General features: G+C 46.5%; 16 protein-coding genes. 9 read left to right on the top strand and 7 right to left on the bottom strand.

Annotated features, from left to right (window positions below):
• Positions 1-15: 15 nt before the first annotated feature.
• From CPIN_RS28455 to CPIN_RS28440, 4 genes are all read left to right on the top strand, one after another.
• Positions 16-2,049 carry an OmpA family protein gene (locus CPIN_RS28455; RefSeq protein ID WP_012793340.1) on the top strand — a complete coding sequence of 678 codons (2,034 nt, stop codon included), beginning with the start codon at positions 16-18 and terminating at the stop codon, positions 2,047-2,049.
• A 152-nt stretch (positions 2,050-2,201) separates the two neighbouring features.
• The gene (locus tag CPIN_RS28450) at positions 2,202-2,978 is read left to right on the top strand and encodes an MBL fold metallo-hydrolase (RefSeq protein ID WP_012793339.1); all 777 of its coding nucleotides are present in this window, start codon (positions 2,202-2,204) and stop codon (positions 2,976-2,978) included.
• A gap of 34 nt (positions 2,979-3,012) precedes the next feature.
• On the top strand, positions 3,013-3,438 hold the full coding sequence (locus CPIN_RS28445; protein ID WP_012793338.1) for a DUF1801 domain-containing protein: 426 nt from the start codon (positions 3,013-3,015) through the stop codon (positions 3,436-3,438).
• A gap of 187 nt (positions 3,439-3,625) precedes the next feature.
• Positions 3,626-4,768 carry a TlpA disulfide reductase family protein gene (locus tag CPIN_RS28440; RefSeq protein WP_012793337.1) on the top strand — a complete coding sequence of 381 codons (1,143 nt, stop codon included), beginning with the start codon at positions 3,626-3,628 and terminating at the stop codon, positions 4,766-4,768.
• A 57-nt stretch (positions 4,769-4,825) separates the two neighbouring features.
• Here CPIN_RS28440 and CPIN_RS28435 read toward each other — a convergent pair whose 3' ends face one another.
• Positions 4,826-6,667: a glycoside hydrolase family 9 protein gene (locus CPIN_RS28435; RefSeq protein ID WP_012793336.1), complete on the bottom strand. Its 1,842-nt coding sequence runs from the start codon at positions 6,665-6,667 to the stop codon at positions 4,826-4,828.
• A gap of 177 nt (positions 6,668-6,844) precedes the next feature.
• Between CPIN_RS28435 and CPIN_RS28430 the strand changes: the two genes are divergently transcribed.
• A complete protein-coding gene (locus CPIN_RS28430; RefSeq protein WP_012793335.1) occupies positions 6,845-8,098 on the top strand; it encodes a sensor histidine kinase in 1,254 nt (417 codons plus the stop codon).
• Here the strand turns inward: CPIN_RS28430 and CPIN_RS28425 are convergent.
• A complete protein-coding gene (locus CPIN_RS28425) occupies positions 8,095-8,730 on the bottom strand; it encodes a tetratricopeptide repeat protein (RefSeq protein ID WP_012793334.1) in 636 nt (211 codons plus the stop codon). The genes CPIN_RS28430 and CPIN_RS28425 overlap by 4 nt on opposite strands.
• A gap of 194 nt (positions 8,731-8,924) precedes the next feature.
• On the opposite strand from CPIN_RS28425, the gene CPIN_RS28420 reads away from it, so the two are divergent.
• Genes CPIN_RS28420 through CPIN_RS28410 form a run of 3 tightly spaced genes read left to right on the top strand, consistent with a single transcriptional unit; the run spans position 8,925 to position 12,587 of the window.
• The gene (locus CPIN_RS28420) at positions 8,925-10,940 is read left to right on the top strand and encodes a TonB-dependent receptor (protein WP_044219903.1); all 2,016 of its coding nucleotides are present in this window, start codon (positions 8,925-8,927) and stop codon (positions 10,938-10,940) included.
• On the top strand, positions 10,940-11,569 hold the full coding sequence (gene pnuC, locus CPIN_RS28415; RefSeq protein WP_012793332.1) for a nicotinamide riboside transporter PnuC: 630 nt from the start codon (positions 10,940-10,942) through the stop codon (positions 11,567-11,569). The genes CPIN_RS28420 and pnuC overlap by 1 nt, the downstream gene beginning before the upstream one ends.
• Positions 11,562-12,587, top strand: a complete 1,026-nt coding sequence (locus tag CPIN_RS28410) for an AAA family ATPase (protein ID WP_012793331.1) — start codon at positions 11,562-11,564, stop codon at positions 12,585-12,587. Before pnuC ends, CPIN_RS28410 begins: the two co-directional genes overlap by 8 nt.
• 80 nt (positions 12,588-12,667) lie before the next feature.
• On the opposite strand, the gene CPIN_RS28405 is transcribed toward CPIN_RS28410, so the two are convergent.
• The gene (locus CPIN_RS28405) at positions 12,668-13,930 is read right to left on the bottom strand and encodes a hypothetical protein (RefSeq protein WP_012793330.1); all 1,263 of its coding nucleotides are present in this window, start codon (positions 13,928-13,930) and stop codon (positions 12,668-12,670) included.
• A gap of 226 nt (positions 13,931-14,156) precedes the next feature.
• Here CPIN_RS28405 and CPIN_RS28400 point away from each other — a divergent pair, with 226 nt between their 5' ends.
• Positions 14,157-15,044, top strand: a complete 888-nt coding sequence (locus CPIN_RS28400) for a helix-turn-helix domain-containing protein (RefSeq protein WP_012793329.1) — start codon at positions 14,157-14,159, stop codon at positions 15,042-15,044.
• A 10-nt stretch (positions 15,045-15,054) separates the two neighbouring features.
• Here the strand turns inward: CPIN_RS28400 and CPIN_RS28395 are convergent, their stop codons facing one another.
• From CPIN_RS28395 to CPIN_RS28380, 4 genes are all read right to left on the bottom strand, one after another.
• Positions 15,055-16,395, bottom strand: coding sequence for a beta-L-arabinopyranosidase (locus CPIN_RS28395; protein WP_012793328.1), 1,341 nt, complete (start codon positions 16,393-16,395; stop codon positions 15,055-15,057).
• Between the two features lie 4 nt (positions 16,396-16,399).
• A complete protein-coding gene (locus tag CPIN_RS28390; RefSeq protein ID WP_012793327.1) occupies positions 16,400-18,967 on the bottom strand; it encodes an alpha-L-arabinofuranosidase family protein in 2,568 nt (855 codons plus the stop codon).
• Between the two features lie 96 nt (positions 18,968-19,063).
• Positions 19,064-20,194, bottom strand: coding sequence for a hypothetical protein (locus CPIN_RS28385; protein WP_012793326.1), 1,131 nt, complete (start codon positions 20,192-20,194; stop codon positions 19,064-19,066).
• On the bottom strand, positions 20,191-20,826 hold the full coding sequence (locus CPIN_RS28380; protein WP_012793325.1) for an ABC transporter ATP-binding protein: 636 nt from the start codon (positions 20,824-20,826) through the stop codon (positions 20,191-20,193). Before CPIN_RS28380 ends, CPIN_RS28385 begins: the two co-directional genes overlap by 4 nt.
• Between the last annotated feature and the right edge of the window lie 221 nt (positions 20,827-21,047).

Raw genomic sequence — 21,047 nt, 5'->3', positions numbered from 1 at the left:
TATCATAATACCATTATGAATAGAAAACATTATACCCTTCCTGCATTGTTAAGTGCCTTGCTGGTAACGGGATTGTTTAATACCGCCAATGGACAGTACGTTATAAAAGAAGCCAATAGTGAGGCTACCCTATACAATTACGCAGCAGCTATTCCATTATACCAGAAAGCATATAAGAAGAAAGAAACAGTAACAGCGGCGCGCGGACTGGCCACCAGTTACCGTCTGCTGAAAGATTATCCTGCAGCAGCTACCTGGTATGGAAAACTGGTAGCGATGCCGGAACATACTGCCGAGGATGAACTGTATTACGCAGCAATCCTCATGAATAATGAACAATATAGTACTGCAAAAGAGGTGCTGAATGGTTACCTGTCTAAGACGCCTGGCGATATACTCGCTAAAAGTATGCAGGCGGGTTGTGACAGCGCTTCCGCATGGACGGCAGTTCCGGTAAGGGGAGACCTGGAAAACCTGAAAGGACTCAACAGTGAATGGTCTGACTGGAGTACGGCTTTCAATAACGGAAAAGTCATCTTTGCTTCGGATCGTCCTTACGATTCCCTGCGCCGCGATATGTTGTTCAATACCAGCAATATCAAAAAGAAATACTGTGGTTATACCGGCAATAGTTACCTGCACCTTTATGAGAGCAATGGTCTGGACAGCGGCACGACCAGACTGCTGGTACGTGACGTGAATGGTGATTACCATAGCGCGGATGCAAGTTATACGGCGAACGGAGAAACCTTCTATTATGCAGTAACGGAACTGGCCAGAAAGAAAGGCTCGTTGCTGGGTAAGGAAAATCCTTATACCCTCAACATCGAGATCAGGGGACAGCAACGCGATACGGCAAGTGGTGGCTGGAAACAACTGCCGGTTTTCCCTTTCAATGAAATATTCAATCATTCCATCGGTGATCCTTACATAGCTCCTGATGGTAAAACCCTCTACTTTGTTGCTGATTATGGCGATAAAGGAAATGGTGGCACTGATATCTATTACAGCACCCTGGACATAAATGGTCAGTGGCAGACGCCGGTGAACATGGGTCCGGAGATTAATAGTGCAGGCAATGAACGTTCTCCGATGTTTGATAACAACGGGGTGTTCTATTTCTCTACAGACGGACGTCCTGGTCTTGGTGGATTAGACATCTTCCGTGCGGTAAAAGAAAAAAGCACCTGGGCAGTCCGTAATATGGGCCTGCCGGTAAACAGTGCACAGGATGATTTTGCGCCTGCCTATAATGGTACCAATACGATGTATTTTTCTTCCAACAGAAAAGGTGGAAAGGGTAGTGACGACCTCTATCGTTTTACACCTGCGAAGATCCTGATCTTCTCCCTGGAAGGTAAAGCCATCGACAAAAAGACCAATCAGCCACTCGGAGATGCGGAAGTGACCCTGGCGAATAAGGGCACCGGAAAAGTGTTAAAAGCATTTACTGATAACGAAGGTAATTTTCATTTTGCATTGGATAGTTTAACAGCCTATGCGCTGGATGGCCAGAAGCCACTGTTTAGACCAGAATTGGGGGTTGCGGTGACTACAAACGGGTTGACAGAATCCGCAGTTTTACACCGTGACCTTTATCTGGAAAAAATCGAAGTAGAAACTGTGGTGAATAAACCGAAAGAGCCGGTTCCGGCGAAGGGAATTGGTGCACCGCGTAAGATTGAGCTGGGTAACAAGTTCAATCCACAGAACATCTATTTCGATCTGGGTAAGGCAGATATCCGTCCTGACGTAGCGAAAGAACTGGATAAACTGATCGCCCTGATGAAGGAAAATGCCAACTGGAAGGTAGATATGTCATTCCATACAGACAGCCGCTCGGATGATAACTATAACATGAAACTCTCCCAGCGTCGTGCGACTTCAACATTGAATTATTTCCTTTCCAAAGGAATTGATAAAAAACGTCTGACTGCTAAAGGTTATGGCGAGACCAAACTGATTAACCGTTGTGCGAATGGTGTGAATTGTACGGAGGAAGAACACAAGGCAAACAGAAGAGCGGAATTCACCGTTCTGGAACACTAAGACCTATCCGTGATTTATCCCTATATTGTGTTTTAAGTTGGCGTTGCCCCTCGGAAGAGGGGCAATTGTATTTTATATATACAACAAAATATCCTGTATCTACATTGTAAAGAGATGCCACAATCAATAGCTTTATAGCATTGATCGCTCTTATGTATATTACCCATATTGACACCGCCTGTATCCTGCTTGAAATAGGGGACTTCAAAATATTGACTGAACCTACGCTGGACAACGCCGGCGCATTATACTACCATGGTTTTGGCGCGTTCTCCCGTAAAACCGAAGATCCGGCCCTGCCCTTATCAGCCTTACAGGATATTGACCTGGTATTGCTCAGTCATGATCAGCATAAGGATAACCTGGATAATAATGGTCGCGCATTCATCAATAGCTTTCCCCATGTGCTTTCTACTACCGCTGCTGCCAGACGTTTAAAAAACGTAAGAGGGCTGCAAAAGTGGGAGAGTTATGCGATAGATACGCCGAAAGTTCCTGGCCTGCGGATCACGGCTACACCTGCCCAGCATCGGCCGGCATGGATACCGGAGTTTATATCCGGTATGGTGACGGGATTTGTGATTGAATATGAGGGGCAGCCCGATGGCGTGATCTATTTGTCCGGCGATACGGTATATTTCAATGGCATTGCGGAAGTCGGCAAACGGTTTAAAGTAGGTACCGGTATCTTTAACCTGGGGGCGGTACAGTTCAGGTATCTTTCCGGCTTCGGGCAATATACCATGGATAGCAGGGGATTGATCCGGGCCGCAAAAGTATTACAACCCAATAAGATTATCCCGGTACATCATAGTGGCTGGACGCATTTCAAGGAGCAGACAGCGGCGTTGCAAAAGGTACTGCAAGGCCATCAACTGACCCGGGAGCGTACAATATTTTTGTCACGGGGAGAACGAACGTTGATTTGACATAACTTTATGTCTGTATATCAAACCCCTTCATATGGCAGAACAGAAAACAAAACCAACTGCACAATCTGTGGATGCTTTCCTGGAAAATGTTGAGGATGAAAAAGTAAAGGCGGACTGCTTCGAACTGGTGCGTATCATGGAGAAAGTAACCGGGTATAAGGCGAAGATGTGGGGCCCGGCGATCGTCGGGTTCGGACAGTATCATTATAAATATGACAGCGGGCATGAAGGGGATGCCTGTCTGGTAGGTTTTTCTCCCCGTAAGCTGCAGCTCAGTTTATATGTCATGCCGGGTTTTGCGGACAATTCCACATTGCTGGATAAGTTGGGGAAGCATAAAGCCGCCAAGGGTTGTCTGTATATTAAAAAGCTGTCTGACATAGACCAGTCCGTGTTGGAACAGTTGATCAGGCAGTCGGTCGACTATCTCAGGAACAAATATCCGGAGCGACCATGATCCCATTTTATACCAGATACTTCGTATCCGGAACATCCTTATAACTCCTGAAAAAAGATAGGTGGTTTAGTTTTTATTAACAGTTTCAGCAGATTCTTTAAAAAAAGTTCGAAAAAGACGCTAAGATTTTTCGATTTCATTGCTTTATCTATGTAAAGTCTTCGACCACCATTTACCAAAATCGACCATGAAAAAAACTTTTTTGCTCTTTGCGGCCCTGATACCAATGCTGGCAAAGTCTCAATCTAAAAATACTTTTACTATTACCGGTAAGATCGGTAATCTGGACCCTAATGCACGGGTATATCTGGACTGGACCGATGTGCTTAATGACGGTGGAAAGGAAGATTCTGTGGATGTTGTCAACGGGACTTTTAAATTTACCGGAGAACTGTCGGGGGTGGCTACCTGCCGCATGGCATTGGCGCATCATGGAGATGGAAAGATGAAGGCGGTGTATGCCGGAGATGCGATCTATTTCAATTTCGGACCTGAGAACTTCACGATCACTTCTAAAGATTCCCTGGCAAATGCAGTGTTCAAAGGTTCTAAAGTCCATGATCAGGAAGACGCTTATAATAAAAAAATAGGTGGGCAGATTATGGCGATCACCAAAAATGCCAACTATGAGTTTAATGCAGGTACACCTGAGCAGCGCGCTGATTCTAATTTCCTGAAAGAAGTAGACATGCGTTTCCGCAAACGTGTGGGAGACAGGAATGCTGCACAGCTGCAATTTGCAAAGGATAATCCTAATTCTGTATTCGGCCTGATCGCGCTGTCCGAGTATACGAATATGTCGAAGAATATGGAGGTTGTAACGCCGGTTTATAATGCATTGAATGCAAAACTGCGTAATTCCAAGAAAGGGCTGGAACTTGATAAGCGTATCAAATCAGTGAAGCTGACCACTCCGGGGGCAGAAGCGCCAAACTTTACTATGAAAGATACGAATGGTAATCCTGTCTCTCTGAAAGACCTGAGAGGTAAGACCGTGTTGCTGGAGTTCTGGGCAAGCTGGTGCAGCCCATGCCGTGCTGAAAACCCAAATCTGAAAGCGCAATATGCGATGTATAAAGAGAAAGGTTTTGAGATCCTGGGTGTATCATTGGATAGTGATAAGAAGAAATGGGAAGAGGCGATCGCAAAGGATGGTATTCCATGGATCCATGTATCAGACCTGAAAGGCTGGGGTAACGAAGTGGGCATCCTGTATGGTGTAACTGGTGTACCGGCAGGTTTCCTGATCAGCCCTGAAGGCAAGATCATCGGTAATGACCTGAGAGGTGAATCACTCAACAAGAAACTGGCAGAACTGCTGAATAAATAAATCTACACGTTATGAAAGTAAAAGGGCTGTACAATCACTGTACAGCCCTTTTACTTTTTATTCATTGATCGCTACCGCCAGCAGGTACCATGCGGCGTGTGGCAGCCATTGTTCTGCCCAGCGCCAGTCATAGTCTTTCTTTGTAACGGCATAAGAGAGATTAAAGTCAATATCGTTGTCATTCTCCAGACCGGAGGTAATTCCATTCACAATGCCACCAGGTGCATTGGTGTATTCAAAGGTGCCGAAGAAGCCGTATGCCGGATTGTTATGTCCGGCGCCCTGTAACATACAGGCATCAAAAGGATTGAGTCCCAGTATCCAGTTCAGCTGATCGAGCGCAAAATTTTCAAGGCTGTCGTGAAAAGGTTTATCTGCTTTAAACAAGTGTGCCGTCATTCTTGCTGCGGTTGCCTGTGAACCCAGTCTGGCGTTCTCTCCCTGCCACCATGGAGATGCTTCACTACCGTGTGGGAAGAAGAAGGTCGCTTTCCTGATACCGGCAGTGTCTTCAGTATACTGACGACTATAACCGAAGGGATTGTTCACTTCTTTAGTGATAGCGAGTTCATATTGCATGTATTGTCTGACTGTCGCCTTGATTTCCGTTTGCAATGCAGCCGGCGCCAGTGGATAGAAGTTCAGCAGACTAACGACCGGCAAGCCTGCATCAGAAGGATGAAAGAAAGGTCTGTCTTTGTCATCTGCCCGGAAATAGTGCTGGTATTTACCACTGCTGATGAGGCGGTCTTTTAACTGTTTGGCGCGTTTGATGGCTGCCTGCAGATAAATGTCTTTGTGTGTTGCTTTGTAGAGTTCAGTGGCGGCGCTGAGTGCGCAATAATCATCTACGATATTTTCTTTTCCGTCATTCGTCATCTGTGGATTTTCCTTTTCCAGGAAGGCGAAGGCGTCTTCTGCTGTTTTCAGGTAGTCTTTATTGCTGTACTCTCCGGAAGTATCATAAGTAGAAGCAATCGCTAATGCAGCGATGGATAGGCCCGCGCCTGAACGGTAGCTGGACTGGTAGCTTCGCCAGTTGTTCATTTCGCTGGAGGTCCCGCTGCCACTACCGAAGGACTGGTCTTTTGACTGTTTGATACGATAGCCTTTGTCCTCCGGACGGATTGTGCGGTCTTTGGCCAGTTTACCCGGACCAGGTGCAGAAACGGAGCGATAGAAAGAAGCATTGGGCGCTTTCAGTCTGACGAGATAATCGGCGCCGAACATGGCTTCATCGAGTACGCGTCTGATATACTGACGATAGTCCGTACCCGGTTTACTTTTCAGTTGCTCGTATGTCTTCAGCAGACTCCAGACGGTGAGTGACACCTGTTGCGGATTGAAATAAGATGAAAAGGAGAGGTGCGACAGGTGTTTACCATAATCGCCCGTTGCATCGTACCAGCCACCATGTGCGTCGATGGTGTCAGACGGCATTCCGGCCAGGTGTAGGTGACGGTCCGCCTGGTCGAAAAGGCCGGTACAACGCTGTCCTTTGAAATAATAGACGACATCGGAGATGGTCGCCTGTTCCAGTACGTTCTTTCCGATGGTAAAAGGGTAGGAGCGTACGGACTGACCGGCCACGCTGGCACTGAGAAAATAAGTACCGGCGGTAGTGTAGCCGCTGAAGTCAATTGTCCAGAACTGCCAGTGTTTCCACTGGTCTACCGGACCACTGTATACGGCTTTTGCGGAGTAGACTTTTCGTCCGCTGGAGGCGTCGATGAGGTCTACGTTGCCAACGCTGACCTTAGTTTCCGCCAGCAGTACAGCGCGTTTGGATTTACTGAATTCATAACCGATGTGGTTTGTAACGATTTTGGTAGACTGGGCTTTGGATATGCCCGGGAATAATAGTGCAATGAAGAGCACCAGGGTACTAAAAGATCTCATGGTTTTAATGTAATTAGAGGGACAGATAATCAATGTCGGCAGACGATTCAATAACGTTACCCTAATATAAGCGATCAATCCGGTAGAGTACCGGTTTTTTGAGGAACAGTTCCTTCTGAATTATAATTAGTTATCTTTATTGCAATAACGTTGTTAATAACGGTTTTAACGAGGGCAATGAGTAGTAATATTTCAGCAGATATCGAGAGCGTAAAAAGTATCCCTATTGTGCCTACCATGCTGGAAGTGATCTGCCGTACCACAGGAATGGGGTTTGCGGCCATTGCCAGGGTAACACAGGACAGGTGGATAGCGTGCAGTGTGCGGGATGAAATCGCCTTCGGGCTGGAGCCTGGGGGAGAATTGCAGATAGAGACGACTATCTGTAATGAGATACGCGACAGCAGGAATGCGGTGATTATTGATCATGTGGCGGGGGATGAAGCATTTTCTAATCATCATACCCCCAAAATGTATGGTTTTCAGAGTTATATATCTGTACCTATTATTTTGAAAAACGGTGAATTCTTCGGAACACTCTGTGCGATCGATCCGAGACCGGCACAGTTGAAGAATCCGCGGGTGATAGGGATGTTTAACCTTTTCTCGGAACTGATTTCCTTTCATTTGCATAGCATTGATCAGATGGAGCGCAACGATGTAGCCATCCGCGAGCTAAACAGGCAATTGTCTGAAACACAGGATGAGAACCGCCAGTACAGGCATATTTCAAATCACAATTTACAGGAGCCACTGAGAAAGATCCGCCTGTTCAGTAATATGCTGGTAGATGCGGTGGAGCAGGCGCATGTGGAGAAATCAAAGGAACTGGCCCTGAAAGTCAATGCCGGAGCACAGCGGATCTCCATGATGATCAAAGACCTGTCGGACTTTTCAGAACTGAATTATGTAGACGCTTCTTTTGAAAAGATCGATCTGAATAAGGTGGTGGCGGATGTTTGTGCGCAACTGGAGCAGTCTTTGTTTGTGAAAGGTGGTCGTGTCATCGCAGATTCCCTGCCATATATGCAGGCGATCTCCATGCAGATGGAGCAACTGTTTTACCACCTGATCAGTAATGCACTTAAGTTTGCCCGTACAGACGCTCCTGCAGAGATCCGTATTTTGGTAAGTGAACCGGATATTCATCAGGTCAGGTCATTGCTGCCTGCTGCCGGGAATAAAAAGTATGTCCGTATCCGCGTGCAGGACAATGGGATGGGCATAGAAAAACAGCAGCTTGAAAAGATATTTGACATTTTTGCAAGGATCTCTTTTGAGTCCACCTATGAAGGGTTTGGATTAGGGCTGGCCTATTGCAGAAAGATCATTCGTAATCATGGAGGATTTATCACGGCGGAATCTACGCCAGGTGTGGGAACAGCATTTACGATGATACTGCCGCTTGAGCGGACAGTACCTAACAGTTAAGAATATTGGCTGGTGGTACGCATGATCTCGCGTAACTGAAGAGAAGCGGCATTATTGCCCAGGCGGGCTGCTCTTTCGAAATAATATTTTGCCCAACGCTGAGACTGGCCGACGCCGTCACCGTGTTTGTAGCAGAGTCCGAGATTGTACAGCGCTTTAGGATCGTCTTTGGCAGCTGCTTTCTTGTACCAGAAGATAGCCTGTGTGACGTCTTTCTCTATGCCAAGGCCGTAGAAATAACAGTAGCCCAGATCGCGTTGCGCTTCTGTATCTCCCTGTGCAGAAGCCAGTTTGAACCAGTAAACGGCTTTTTTATCGTTTTGTCTGACAACATCTCCTTCACGATAAAAGAATCCTACATTGTATTGTGACTCCATGTGGCCCTGTAATGCAGCTTTCATATACCATTTGAAGGCAATGGCCGTGTCCCGTTGTACACCCATTCCGTTATCATAGCAGGTAGCCAGATAAAACTGCGCTCTTTTGTTTCCCTGCGAAGCGGCAGAAAACCAAAGCATTACAATCTGGCGCCAGCTTGAGCGCTGTGAACTGGTCTCAAAAGCCAGGCGATATCCTAAAAGGAATTTACGGTGTTGGTCCAGTTTGCGGAGGAATGGTGTATCACTTTTCATATCGCGTCATTTGGGATAAATACGCCATGGTTACAGGTTAAAAGTAGCATTGACAACGGCGTTTTGTCTCGGTAAAATAAAAGTAAGGATTATTTTAAACCAGTGTATCAACAAATTAGCCCACTAACACAAACATGTTAACGATGTCCGGACTCGGCTTAATATATTTGTGTAATAATTACATTTTTTATCCTATGAGCTTTTTTAGTCGTGTGAATATCACCACTGTATCAGTTTTACTATTGCCTTTGTTAGCCGGCGCACAGGATACTTTACCCAAAAGCAAAGATCAGGACAGCACCCGGCGGCTGAAGGAAGTGATTGTTTCCTATCAGGCTGGTAGTAAAACCCCTGTTACGTATCAGAACCTGGACATGAAGGTGCTGGATGAAAAGAATACCGGGCAGGAGCCTTCTTTTCTGTTATCAGAAACACCCTCTATCACGGTGTATTCAGACGCGGGTAATATGCAGGGCTATTCCTATTATCGTATGAGAGGAATGGACCAGACCAGGATCAACACTACCCTGGACGGCATGCCTTTGAATGAACCGGAAGATCAGGGCGCTTATTTTTCCAATTATCCGGATATACTCAATTCCATCAGCCGCTTGCAGATACAACGGGGCGTTGGTACGTCTAAAAACGGTGCTGCCAGTTATGCCGGTAGTATACAGCTGTTTGCACCGGAAGCCGGAGACAAGGCCAGTACTGATTTCGGTGTAGGGTATGGATCTTATAACAGTTTCAGGATTTTCGGAGAACATCAGACGGCTATTAAAAACAGGAAATCACTGTATGTAAGGGCTTCGCAGGTATATACGGATGGCTATAAATATCATTCCTTCAATAATTCACAATCTGTTTTTATCAGCGGCGGATTATACTACGATAAAAGTACCTGGAAGCTGAACATTATGGCGGGTCACCAGCGGAACGGAATGGCCTGGCTGGCAGTAGCAGATACGCTGATTGCAAAAGACAGGCGTAGCAATGCGAACACCAAAGACGAAAAGGACCGCTTCTTCCAGGGGCTCGTACAGTTACAAAATAGCTGGCGGCCTTCCCTACATGCTACACTGACATCCAGTATCTACTATACTTATCTGAAAGGTGGATACGATTTTGACCTGAATAACTTCCTGGGTATGGAGACAGATGGCAACCTGTTTAACTACGGTTTCCTGTCCCATTTCGGTGGATTCTTTACCAACTACGCACTTACTTATGATCGTTTCAAATGGACGACAGGCGTACACGGTAATCTGTATTCCCGCAGACATACAGGAACCGATAACTGGTTGGGAGAATTGTATCAGAACAAAGGATATAAAAATGAGGTCAGCGCATTTACCAAAATAGAATACAGCCTGCACCGCTTCACTCTGTACGGTGATCTGCAATACCGTTATGCGACTTTCGATTATAAAGGCAGCGTACCTTTTGAGAAGATGGACTGGCATTTCCTCAATCCTAAAGCAGGGATCAGCTTTGCCGTCAGCGATGCAAGCAGTATTTACTACAGCATTGGCCGTACCGGCAGGGAACCTACGCGGAATGATATTTTCGGGGGAAATGACGATCTGACTGCTGACAGTACCGGGAAGGCAATCATCTATAACAAGGATGCAGAATCAGTCGTAGATCATGAGTTAGGGATCCGCTTTCAGCGGAATAACCTGGAGCTGGGGCTGAATGGCTACTACATGAATTTCGATAACGAAATTGTATTGAACGGACAGGTAGGCCCCAACGGCTTACTGCTGACCAATAAAGTAAAAAGCAGTTACCGCGCAGGTCTGGAGTTACATGCCAGCTATCGCTTAAAAGCATTCAGCTTTACCAATAATTCTTCTTTCAATCATAGCAGGGTGAAAGAACAGCAGACTTCTTTCACGCCTATCCTGACACCGGCACTGATCGTTAACCAGGAGGTGGGATGGCAACATAAACGTCTGGGCGTGGCGTTATCCGGTAGGTACCAGCACCGTGCTTATATTGACTTTGCCAACGATGCGCTGGTAGACAGTTATGTATTGCTGAATGCAAGAGCACAGTATACAATTGCACATTGTACGCTGTCGCTGTTTGTGAACAACCTGACCAGTGCGAAGTATTATAACGATGGTTATGTGGAAGCGGACGGTACCCGTAAATACTTTGTACAGGCGCCCCGTAATATGTATGTTGCATTTAAATACAGTTTCTGATGACGTTTTTCGATGTACATCATATCGCCTTTAGTGTGATGGCATACCCTGTCAGTTATGTTGAACTGATCGGGACACTCTTTGGATTGATATCCGTGTACTATGCCTCAAGGGCGAATGTGCTGACCTGGCCGACGGGTATCGTGAATGAGATCGCCCTGTTTGTGTTGTTTTTCCAGGTGCAGTTATATGCAGATATGTTGTTGCAGGTATTCTTCCTGGTGGTAACAGTGTTCGGCTGGTATAACTGGAGACATAAAACGGAGGAGCTACCGGTGACCCGTATGTCCCGGCCGATGACAGGGATATACGGTGTTGCATTATTATCAGGGACGATTGTTATGGGATTCACCATTCAGCAGTTCCATCGCTGGATGCCGCAATACTTTCCTTTGCCGGCGACTTATCCGTTTGCGGATTCATTTGTCATGATGGCAAGTGTGCTGGCGACCTTTTTATTGGCGAAGAAACGTATTGAGACATGGGTACTCTGGATCGTTGTAGATATTGTGAGTGTTATTTTATATCTTATTAAAGAAATTTATTTTTTATCACTTGAGTATGTGGTATTTTTGGGGCTGGCCACGTTCGGCCTGCTTCAATGGAGGAAACAACTGAAATATGCGTAAAGGATTTGTTTTTGGGAAATTTATGCCCTTCCATAAGGGGCATGAAGCGATGATCAGGTTTGCCCTCTCGTATTGTGATGAGCTATCCGTATTGATCTGTTGCAGTAATAAGGAAACCCTTCCGGCTCCGGTGCGTCAGGTATGGGTGGAAGAAACCTTCCGCCATGATCCCCGCATTAAGGTGCTGGTATTTCAATATGACGAAAGTCTGTTGCCAAATACTTCCGAGACGTCGGCATTAGCGTCTGAGTTATGGGCGGCACAGTTTAAATTCTTATTTCCTGATCATTCACTGGTAGTTACTTCGGAACCCTACGGAGAACTGGTAGCTGATTATATGGGTATCACCCATATGGCTTTTGACATGAAGAAAGGTAAATACCCTGTATCTGCATCAAAGATCAGGTCCAATCTTCCGGAAACCTGGCAATATCTGCCGGATGCCGTAAAGGCGTCACTGGTGACGAAGGTGGTGTTACTTGGTACTGAGTCAACAGGGAAGACTACACTGACCACCAGACTGTCAGAACACTTTAACTGTACCGGAGTACTGGAAGCGGGTAGAGATATTATCACTGATTCCAATGACTTTGGTATTAATGACCTGTATCTGATTGCGAGAGAACATGCTGCACGTATCGACAGGGCTGCAAAAGGACCGAGTCCGCTGCTGGTCATTGATACCAATGTGCACATCACGCTTTCCTATGGAGAGTTTGCCTTTAATACAGAACTGTCCGTAGACCGTGGGATCTTTGAAAGTAACAGGGCGGATCTTTACCTCTACCTGAACCATGATGCGCCTTATGTACAGGATGGCACACGTTTAAGCGAAGAGGACCGTAACCGTCTGGATGCCTCCCATCGCCGGGTACTGGATAAGTATGGCGTTACCTGTGAAGAGATCCGTGGCGGCTGGGATGAACGCTTCGAACAGGCAGTTGTACTGATCGAACAACTCATGCAGCGTAAGCTGGAGAGCTGGCATCAGTTCGCAGAGAAACTACACTACGCATAAAATCTATAAAGAAAGGGGCTGACATGAAAGCAGTCCCTTTCACATCAGCTCCTGAAGTATCAAGCTTTTATCTCCTCTTATCAATCATAATCGGAAACCCTGACAGCAAATACGCATCTGTTGTCTTTTCCATACTTTTCTGTTTCATACTCCGTCAGACACCAGAGGTAACCAGTGGCAGCATCACGGTACAGATCTTCTGCGCCATGTGGCCAGCGGTAACGTGTACCAGCAGCTGTGCCGTCATTGTAGCGTGTCAGTCTGCCGGTAGAGCCTTCGTAAGAACTATTTCCGGTTGTGGACATGAAAGTCTTGTTACCCATTCTGAATACGCCCTGTATGCCATGTACACGTGTACTGTCATTGTCAATCGGTGTGATGATTGTTGGCTGGGTAGTGGTGCTTACCTGTCCGGCGTCATTAACAGGGAATCCGAATACCTGTGGTACGGTTGTTTCGGATGGCTCTATATACTGTGCCGTCCAGAGGTATTTGCTGGCAGCGGTAGCGCCTTCGCCCAGTTCGATACAGGAGAAAGGATTGGCGTTGGTGATCTTGTAATAACCAGTCTGTGGCAGGATATAACCATAGTTAAAGGCTTTCAGGTCGCCATTGGTTTCCTGTCCGCAGCTTGTTTCGGTGTCATCACCCTGTGCCACTACAAATTTGGTCAGATCAAATACGCGCATCCCCAGTTTGGTATCGGCTACAAAGAGTTTTCCTGCGTGACAGGTCACGCCACCGGCGTGGATTGTTACCGGACAGAAAGATCCCAGCTGTGTATAAGCATTCGACGCCTTATACAGTGAGGAGTTGGTCATGTTGGCTTTGTTCTGTACCAGCAGGATGTGGCGGTAGGTAACGCTGTTCATGTTAGTGATGTCCACCAGAGAAATACGTACGCCTTTATGCTGATTGGCTACACCGGCAATGGTTCCGGGATCAACGCCATACCAGGACACAACCAGGAACTTCTTCGTACCCCAGGTGAAACCGCCAATACCTTGTGGCCGCCATTCATTTGTCTGCTCGTCGCCGCTGTTCCATTTGAAACCTGTTACCTGGTTGGCCGCCGGAATGTTGAAGCCATATACCGAGGTATAACCACTGGTAGAACCATCACGGTTCAGACTCAGCTGATCAGGTGTTTTGAAACCATAGGAGGAAAGGCTGTTGACAAAAGTGCTTTCATCTGTGTAGGTAATGGTACTGGCAGCGGCAGCGGTGATCTCATTGGCCGCCGCGAGTTTGTCAGTGGAAAGAGCGGGTTCTGCGGACTGTTTAGTACAGGCAGCAAAGGCCAGCGACGTGGAAAGTGCGATTAAATACGCGTGTCTTTTCATAGAATGTTACATTATGGGTTTTTGATAGGAGCAGGTGTTGTCGCCTGCTTAACCTGAGGCGCGCAAAGTAGAAATTCCGGAGATGTGAAAGACAGATCGGATATTAACTCATTCTTATCATATTGTTAAGTCCTGACCCGTGATATGTGACATTTTTCCCGACTTTTGTATCAATTATACTGCTGCATAGCTGGTACTTTTGTATCAGCACATTCAATCTGATGATATGATACACTATAAACACCTGGCAGATCTTCACCGCGCAAACAATTTTCCGTTGCCGGAAAATCCTATGCTCAGTATTACCCGCTGTGATAATACCTGTACGATAGGGGACAGGGAGTTTACCAGTGATTTCTATATGATCGGGTTTAAAAAGCTGAAAGCAGGGAAGATAAAATACGGTCGGACGAACTACGACAACCAGAATGGTTCCATGTATTTCACCAGACCGCGTCAGATCATTGAAATGAAAGACCTGGAATTTGAGGAAGATGGGTTTCTTTTATTTTTCCATGAGGATTATCTGAACGGGCATGTGCTGCACACAGATATCAAGAAGTACAACTTCTTCGATTATGAGGTAAACGAGGCATTGCATTTGTCTCCACGGGAAGAACAGATTATGTGGGAATTATACAGAAAGGTTGAAACGGAATACAATGGTACGCAGGATGAATACAGCCGGAATATTATCCTCGGGCATATCAGCTCTATGCTGCAATATTGCCAGCGTTTTTATAAACGCCAGTTCATTAACAGGGCTGAATTATCGGGAAAAACAGTGTCCCGCTTTAGCGAGACACTGGCCAATTATTTCAAGGATAGCAGTATTGAAGATAAAGGATTACCCACAGTGAATTATATGGCAGAGCAGCTGCATTTGTCTCCGCGTTATCTGAGCGATCTGTTGAAGCAGGAGACGGGCAAGACTGCCATGGAACTGATTCATATTTACCTGATATCAGAAGCCAAAAACCTGCTTAAAACAGCGGATCAGAGTGTCGCAGAGATTGCCTATCTGCTGGGCTTTGAAAACCCTCCTTATTTCTCCCGTTTGTTTAAAAAGGAAGTGGGTGTGAGCCCTAATCAATACAAGAAAATGACAGGTTAAGCATCTTTTATCAGGGTGTGACTTTATATAATCCTGCACCATGCGGATTGATCTGCGGAGCAAAACTACCCGTGAATTTTCCCAGCACTTTTCCTGTCCACAGGTCAGTGATGGTACAGCTACCCTTGATTCCTATCTCAGAGAGATCCACATTCACAGCTGCAGCATCCTTATCTGCTTTATTAAAAACTGCCAGGTATTTTGCTGATTTCCCAGGCATATCCGCCGTCCAGGCAGCTTTGTCTTTATCATTAAAAACCGGCCGGTTATTACTGCTGTTATTCAGTACCTGTAATACCTGTTTGTTGGTCAGTAGTGACAGGGTAAAAGGATCATTGTCGGGCAGGTTACCTCCAAACATTAATGGCGATCTGAAGATCGTCCAGAGTGTCATTAAGGTGTATTGTTCATCTTTTGTAAAGGAGGTCATCCGTGGTTGTCCTCTTTCTGCACGGATGCCGATATGTCCGAGTGGCAACATGTCTCCGTCAGGCCATGCGCCGGTAGTACGCCATTTATTCCAGCGATCAAATACTTCGAAATGGTCTTTCAGGTGGGGCCAGTTATCCCAGAAATCATCGACAGTACGCCACATATTTGCATGTTGCTGTACGTGTGCGCCCTGTGCGATGGGGGTTTCCCCCGGAGAAGTACTGAGCAGTATTTTACGGCCTGTCCGGGTGATCGCTTTTCTGATCATTTCAATCTCTTCAGTAAAGTAAATAGGGGCGGAGAGATCATCTACTTTTACGAAGTCAAGTCCCCAGGCTGCATACATATCAAACAGGGAGTTATAATATTCCTGTGCGCCTGTTTTATCCGGCACGATGGTATACATATCATGCAGCCATTTACATTGATCCTGTTTGCTGTAGATATCCGCAGCAGTGACATTAGTACCTTTCACAGGCAGTTTTTTATTAACCGCTACTACGGGTACTCCCCGCATAATGTGGATGCCGAATTTTAATCCTTTACTGTGTATATAGTCTGCCAGTGGTTTAAATCCCTTTCCGTTTGCGGCGGAAGGGAAACGGTTGACGGCAGGCTGGAAACGTCCGTAGGCGTCGATATTATATGCAGGATCGGTTTCATTATAACCATGTGATTTATCATTGGCCACATACCAGCGGATGTCTACTATAATGTATTGCCATCCTGATGATTTCAGATGGCTGGCCATATAGTCGGCATTGGCTTTTACTTCTGCTTCTGTTACGGTTGGTCCATAACAATCCCAGCTGTTCCATCCCATTGGCGGTGTAGGCGCCCAGGAATGAAAATCTTTCTTTTGTTGTGCGAATGTTGAACAGCCTAAAAGGACAAAGGTCCATAGCAAAACTGATTTCATGCGATTACATTGTTTTGATCCTGATAATAGAGAACGAATATGCCGGTAAGCCGGTGTTGAATGTGGATGCTACGGTGATATTGGTGCTGACAGGTTTAGCATCCCGGGAAGACGGATCTCCCTGTAAGGTGGTCATGACGCCTGTTTTACCGGCGATGTTCAGTGCGCCCAGGTCTATTGTTGAAGGAATACTGAAGGGGGAGATGTTCACCAGCTTTATGATTACATCTTTGGTTTTGCTATCCCGCACGACAGATACCGCTATTCTTTTGTTCAGCGTTTTCTTGTTGGTAGAGAGGGAGATAGTATTAGGCAGGTATTCATTGCCTGCATTATTCCCGAATAGCTTTTGCACCTGGTAACCGGTAGTGAGTTTAATGTCTGTATTATTGAAATAGATCAGGTCAGGATTCCATTGTGTATGCCCTTCTTTTGCCAGTAAAGGTGCATAAGAGGTCATACTTACTATATCTCCGTTTCTTTCCACACCTGTCAGGTAGATAGCTTCTGAGAGGGCTGTTTCCAGGTTTACTTTTGCCCCTGGCAGATGTGCTGCATATTCACCCAGGTAAACTTTAGAACGGGAGCGGTCATATTTATCATAGAAATCCTGGTTGTTGATGAACCAACCCGATGTTTCGTAGTAATGTTCGTCCACCATCGGTACTTTCAGCTTTTCTGCCAGCGCCCATCCTTCTTCATAGTCGGTGCCTTCGTAAAAGGGGCCGACGGTGCCGATGACGGTAATTTCCGGGTGTTTTGCCTGCATGGCTTTATAGATCATGGTGAACCTTTCTTCGAATACATCTGTGATCAGGTCTTCATTGCCGATACCGATATATTTCAGGTGGAAGGGAGCCGGGTGACCAGCAGCCGCACGTTTCTTTCCCCAGGTGGTACTGACGTTGCCATTGGCGTATTCTACCAGGTCCAGTACTTCCTGTACATAGTCGTCCATTTCGGTCATAGGAATGCCGCCTTGTTGTCCGCCGCCACCTACGCCCGAATTCTGACAGGGTACGCCAGCGGGAACAACGGGTAGTGGTTCTGCGCCGATATCTTCACAATACTGGAAGTATTCGAAGTAGCCCAGTCCGGCAGACTGATGATATCCCCACAGGTTACGTTGGGGTTTACGTGTTTCCAGCGGACCGAGGGTGTTTTTCCAGCGGTACATATTGCCAAGACCATCCCCATGTGCCACACATCCACCGGGAAAACGAATGAAGCGGGGATGGATATCAGCGATGGTTTGTGCCAGATCAGGACGGAGTCCGTTGGGTCTGTTCCTGAAGGTTTTAGCGGGGAATAAGGAGATCAGGTCCAGGTCAAGTCCACCTTTAGTAAGGGGCAACAGCTCCAGATGCGCGTTTGCGGTGGTACTACCGGCCGTCAGAGTCGCCTTGTATTGCCGCCAGTCCGGGGTGTTGAGTGATAAGGTAGTCTGAGCCAGTACTGCATTATCCTGGCCGACCAGTCTCACCTGCAGTTTGCCTTTTCCTTTACTGAACAGGGAGAACTGATATTTTTCGCCTTTGCTGACGGAGATGCCATCAAAACCGGTATTTGACAATATAGCTCCTGGTTCCTTAGTGTCTAAGACCGCGTAATGCCGGTTATTGCCGTGTAAAGGAGCTGTCGTATCAACCGTGAAGGTACTTTGTGTGCCTCGTAGTTGCCAGGAATGTGTGTGCGTCCATTGTTGATCACGACCTTCTTTGTCAGAGAGTGCATATTCAAAGTCCCTGTTCTGGATCAGTTCCGCGTATAACCCGCCGTCGGCTGCATAGTTAATATCTTCGAAGAAGACGCCGAAAAGCAGGTCGCTGATGGGTTTAGCCAGTTCTGGCTGTATAGTGATAGTAGCTTTTAGATTACTGATACCTGCAAAACGGGCACTGTCACGGGCAGTTGACTCACTATACTGTTCCATTTTATATAGTTTCCCTTCATATGTTTTGATCAGCTGATCAGCTACCTTCCAGGGCACGCGATGCAGCTGTCCGCTTGTTTTACCTGAGGGTAAGTTCACGGAGATCGTATGATGGCGATAAGCGCTTGCCGGTACTTCAGCTGCCGGGGAATAGGTGGTGAAATCTTTGGTAGTGGTCTGGTAGTATTTATTGTCGGAAGTGGTATAGATGATGTTGTATTGTTGTTGTGCGGCATCATACCAGCTGACAGGCTGTAACACATTGCTGCCGGCCTGCATGACAGGATAGCTCTGGCGTTTCCAGTGAATGAGATCCGGGGAAGCGGCATGTGCAAAGACATGTTCCTTGTCATTTAATCCCCAGACGCAATGCCAGTTGCCATCCGGTCCGCTGATCAGGTAAGGCGCGAACATCCTTTTTTCTGCGCCCCATCTGCCATAATCACTTTTCAGGTATCCCCATTCGTTGCCGATGGGATGCCATTGCTCTTGATCTCGGCTCCAGGCGAAATGCAGTCCGTTATGATGGTTGTTTTTCTCCGTCGCATAAGAGAAAAGGTAGACAGAGTCAGGATCATTCTTGGCCCAAACGGTATGCGTCAGGCACGTCAGCACGGCGAGATATAACCAGTGTTTCATTATAGTGGAATTATAAAGCTTCTCCCAATATAATGATAAAAGTGTTAAAATGACAATTAAATACCTGGATGGTTATAAGTTGTTGTTTTACTGCATTCAGACGAGCGGTGGTAATTTATAATATCTGTTATAGAATAACAGATATCCCAGCAGGAGATTGACGCAGGCTGACTGCCAGAGGATGCCGTACATGATCATCCAGAACAGCAGAATATATACCACAAAAACGAGGGGTAAATAGATATTCATTTGCAGGCCGATCTGGTAGAGCAGTCCGCGGAAGCACAGCATGGCTGAGAGGGCGTAAAATACCAGCAGGGTAGCCAGCAGGGGCGTTTCCGTTACGAATAACAGGATGATTTCCGGTGCGAGTAATAAGACATATTGCAATACCGAATAGGCGAATAGCCTGTTTCTGTTATACGGAAAGTTCCTGGTAAATGGTAAGTTCGTCAGCTCAAACCGGTGTTCCTGGTATAGCAGATACAGGTGTGCCGCGATTGAAGTCAGCACTACCAGCCCCGCTACCCGCAGGTCATGTCTGTTGTTATTAGCAACACTATATGCACCACTTAATAAGCAAAAGATGGAGATGGTTTTTGTAAGGAGACCGCCGGTTTTAAGTCTGTGCAGTATATGGTGCAGAAAAAGCGTAAAGAAGGGTTTAGGCCAGCGGAAAGGTAGTCTGAAGGACGGTTTATAACGTACACCAGCTGACAGTTTATTTGCCTGCCATACATAGATACCTGCGCTGCCTGTTGTCAGCAATAGCAGGTACAACAATGTAAGTACCGGATAAAGATATTGCTGATGGGCAATGCCGAAACCTACTGCCAGCAAGCCGTACATGATCAGCGGAAGTGTGATGATGAATTGCATCCACCACCAGCTGATAAGTTGTTTGTATTTAGGGAGCGAAGTACTGCTGTAAAACAGGAAGCCGTTTTCGGGTACCGTCAGTTGCTGAAAGACATATTGCCAGCTTTTGGCCGTATAAAGTAACCAGGCCAGGAAGATAATGGTAAGTGTGACCGGATTGCTGATAAAGGTCAGGATGACAAATAACTCAGAAAATGCAAAAAGTTCATGGTTCATCGTACCAAGTGGCGTAATCAGGATTGCATAGCTGACGATGATGACGAAACAGGATAGTAGCAAGCCTGCATTCGCCCTGTAAAAGCCACGGGAGAATATCTTAATCAGTATACGGGAAAGTGGAGAGATCATCCTGCGAGCTGTTTTACGGTTTTATCTGCTGTCAGGAGCACACTGTTGACTACCAATGCATCCTGTTCGATAGGCTGATGGGAGGATAGCAGGAAGGATGTTCCCTGCGCAGTATACCGTTCCCTGATCCAGTTATACAAGATATCCAGGGAGGCGGTATCGAGTGTGATCAGCGGTTCGTCCAGCAGTATCAGCCGTGGCGTACCGGTAAAGGCCAGTACCAGGGACAGTTTTTTGAGCATACCACTGGAATAGCTGCCCAGCGGTTGATCAAGATAGGACTGCATCTGCATACTTTCCAGGTAAGGTACTTCTTGTCCGGCAGGCGCTTGTTTCGCCGTTGCAAAGAGCCGGATCATTTCCCTTCCCGTAAGAAATTCCGGGAATACCGGTTCTGCTTCCGCGAAGTTGACTTTCTTACGATAGTCGACAGGCTGTTGCCTGATGCTGACATTGTCCAGGAGGATATCACCGGAGAAATCAATAATACCTGCAATCGCTTTCAGGAGTGTGCTTTTACCGGAACCATTCACGCCTTTGATCCAGTGAATGCCGGCGCCCAGTTCCAGGGAAGGAACAGCTAATACCGGGTGTTGGTTGTATGATTTCTTAAAGTCCGCGATCCGCAGCATATACTTGGCTTATTGGCTGGTATCGTTTGTATACCAGCGCCTTGGGTCATAAAATAGTCGGTCAGCCCATTATCTTCAATACAGCTTAAATATAATATGAATCAGCCAGCAGGCGAGTCATTGCCCGTCTGCAATACCATTTTTGGGAAATATTTAACCATTTCATCGCCGCCTGTCCAGTTTCGTCGGAAACTTATTGTCATCGGTCTTCGCTTGCAGTT

The organism is Chitinophaga pinensis DSM 2588, assembly GCF_000024005.1.
Classification (GTDB): Bacteria; Bacteroidota; Bacteroidia; order Chitinophagales; family Chitinophagaceae; genus Chitinophaga; species Chitinophaga pinensis.
This window is presented reverse-complemented; position numbering and strand designations above follow the sequence as displayed.

Excerpts from the sequence above, each read along its gene's own strand:
- CPIN_RS28455 (WP_012793340.1), top strand. The coding sequence starts at position 16 with ATGAATAGAAAACATTATACCCTTCCTGCATTGTTAAGTGCCTTGCTG.
- CPIN_RS28450 (WP_012793339.1), top strand. The coding sequence starts at position 2,202 with ATGTATATTACCCATATTGACACCGCCTGTATCCTGCTTGAAATAGGG.
- CPIN_RS28445 (WP_012793338.1), top strand. The coding sequence starts at position 3,013 with ATGGCAGAACAGAAAACAAAACCAACTGCACAATCTGTGGATGCTTTC.
- CPIN_RS28440 (WP_012793337.1), top strand. The coding sequence starts at position 3,626 with ATGAAAAAAACTTTTTTGCTCTTTGCGGCCCTGATACCAATGCTGGCA.
- CPIN_RS28435 (WP_012793336.1), bottom strand. The coding sequence starts at position 6,667 with ATGAGATCTTTTAGTACCCTGGTGCTCTTCATTGCACTATTATTCCCG.
- CPIN_RS28430 (WP_012793335.1), top strand. The coding sequence starts at position 6,845 with ATGAGTAGTAATATTTCAGCAGATATCGAGAGCGTAAAAAGTATCCCT.
- CPIN_RS28425 (WP_012793334.1), bottom strand. The coding sequence starts at position 8,730 with ATGAAAAGTGATACACCATTCCTCCGCAAACTGGACCAACACCGTAAA.
- CPIN_RS28420 (WP_044219903.1), top strand. The coding sequence starts at position 8,925 with ATGAGCTTTTTTAGTCGTGTGAATATCACCACTGTATCAGTTTTACTA.
- pnuC (WP_012793332.1), top strand. The coding sequence starts at position 10,940 with ATGACGTTTTTCGATGTACATCATATCGCCTTTAGTGTGATGGCATAC.
- CPIN_RS28410 (WP_012793331.1), top strand. The coding sequence starts at position 11,562 with ATGCGTAAAGGATTTGTTTTTGGGAAATTTATGCCCTTCCATAAGGGG.
- CPIN_RS28405 (WP_012793330.1), bottom strand. The coding sequence starts at position 13,930 with ATGAAAAGACACGCGTATTTAATCGCACTTTCCACGTCGCTGGCCTTT.
- CPIN_RS28400 (WP_012793329.1), top strand. The coding sequence starts at position 14,157 with ATGATACACTATAAACACCTGGCAGATCTTCACCGCGCAAACAATTTT.
- CPIN_RS28395 (WP_012793328.1), bottom strand. The coding sequence starts at position 16,395 with ATGAAATCAGTTTTGCTATGGACCTTTGTCCTTTTAGGCTGTTCAACA.
- CPIN_RS28390 (WP_012793327.1), bottom strand. The coding sequence starts at position 18,967 with ATGAAACACTGGTTATATCTCGCCGTGCTGACGTGCCTGACGCATACC.
- CPIN_RS28385 (WP_012793326.1), bottom strand. The coding sequence starts at position 20,194 with ATGATCTCTCCACTTTCCCGTATACTGATTAAGATATTCTCCCGTGGC.
- CPIN_RS28380 (WP_012793325.1), bottom strand. The coding sequence starts at position 20,826 with ATGCTGCGGATCGCGGACTTTAAGAAATCATACAACCAACACCCGGTA.